Genomic DNA, 1,795 nt, shown 5'->3' on the forward strand with positions numbered 1-1,795 from the left:
GCCGCGAGCTGCTCGTGGACGTCGACGAAGGCCTCGCCGCCGACCCGGGAGCCCGCGAGCTCGCCGGCTCGGCGGCCCAGCAGCGCGAGGTCGCGCGGGCCGATGGCCCAACGGGGCCCGGCCAGCAGCGTGAGCAGGGCGGCATTGGCCGTGACGTCCTGGACGAGGGTGAGGGTGGCGACGACCTCGGCGACCTCGGGGAGACGCAGCAGGCCCTTGAGCCCGACGATCTCGACCGGGATCTCTCGGTCGGTGAGGGCGTCGAAGGCGGCCGCGGCGTGCGAGTTGTTGCGGGTGAGCACGCCGATCTCCTTCCACACCGGCTCGTCAGTGCTTGCGGCCAGCCGCGCGTGCGTGGCGAGGACCTCGTCGGCGAGCCACGCGAGCTCGTCGTCGAAGGTCTCGTGCACGATCGCCCGGACCACTCCGTCGGCGGCGTCCGGCTTCGGCTCGAGCGGCAGCAGGTCGGGACGGGTCTCGTAGAGCTCGGCGGCGAGGTGGTTGGCGGTGGCGAGGATGCGCGCGTCGGAACGACGGTTGACCACCAGCGGGTAGGTCGGTCGGGTGCCGTCGGCAGAGGGGAAGTCGGCGCCGAACTCGAGGATGTTGGAGACCGACGCGCCACGCCACCCGTAGATCGCCTGGTTGGGGTCGCCGACCGCGGTGACCGGGTGGCCGAGGCCCGAGTCGACGTCGGGCCCGGAGAAGAGGCGGCTGAGCATCAGCGCCTGAGCCACCGAGGTGTCCTGGTATTCATCGAGGAGCACGACGCGGTACTTGAGCCGTTCGGCCTCGCCCACCTCGGGGCACTCGCGGGCCAGGCGTGCGGCCAGGGCGATCTGGTCGGAGAAGTCCAGCAGGCCCAGGTGGCGCTTGAGGCCGCGGTAGGTCTCGACGAGGCCGAGCAGCTCGGCGCGGGCGGCGATGACCGAGATGGCCTTCTCGTTCTTGGCGCGGTAGGTCGAGCGTGACTCCGCTGCCATCCCGGCCTCGAAGAGCGGGCGCTGCTCGGCGTCGTGGCGACGCACGTCGTCGGGGCTCACGAGGTGCTCGCTCATCTCGGCGTCGAGCGCGAGGAGGTAGCGCACCACGTGGGCCGGGGAGTCGCTGAGGTGCTCGACCGGCGCGGCGTAGCGCTGAACCGCACGGGCGGCGAGCTGGAAGCGGCTGGCGTCGGTGATCAACCGGGTGTCGGGCTCGTGGCCGATGCGCAGACCGTGCTCGGAGAGCAGGTTGGAGGCGTAGGAGTGATAGGTGGAGACGGTGGGCTCGTCGGGCTCCTCCGCCTCGTCGTCGGCGCCGTCGTGGGTCGAGCCCGGCTCGCTCAGTGGGCGGGCCGCGCCGCGCTCGGGCAGGAGACCGGCGCGGCGCAGGCTCTCGCGGATCCGGGTCTCGAGCTCGGCGGTCGCCTTGGTGGTGAACGTGAGCCCCAGGATCTCGGCTGGTCGCACCCGACCGGTCGCGACCAGCCAGACCACCCGGGCCGCCATCACGGTGGTCTTGCCCGAGCCGGCGCCGGCAATGACGACGGCGGGCTCGAGGGGCGCGGTGATCGCGGCGAACTGGGCGTCGCTGAAGGTCCAGTCGTCGCCGAGCAGCGCGCGGAGCTGCTCGGGGGTGTCGATCGGGAGAGGGGTGTTCGGCATCGTCACGAGAGCACCGTTCCTGAGGTCTGGGCCGGACAGATGGCGTGGAAGTCGCAGCGGTCGCAGTGACCACCGGGGCGTACGACGAACTCCTCGGCGCGCACGACGGCGGCGGCCTGCATCAGCTGCAGCTCGACCGGGCGCGGGGC

At 72.5% G+C, this 1,795-nt stretch carries 1 protein-coding gene; it reads right to left on the bottom strand.

The features are described from left to right. On the bottom strand, positions 1-1,646 hold a 1,646-nt coding region (locus tag VOI19_RS18945), incomplete at its 3' end, for an ATP-dependent helicase (RefSeq protein WP_323794486.1). Positions 1,647-1,795 lie beyond the last annotated feature (149 nt).

It is taken from the genome of Nocardioides sp. (assembly GCF_034670285.1).
Classification (GTDB): domain Bacteria; phylum Actinomycetota; class Actinomycetes; order Propionibacteriales; family Nocardioidaceae; genus Nocardioides.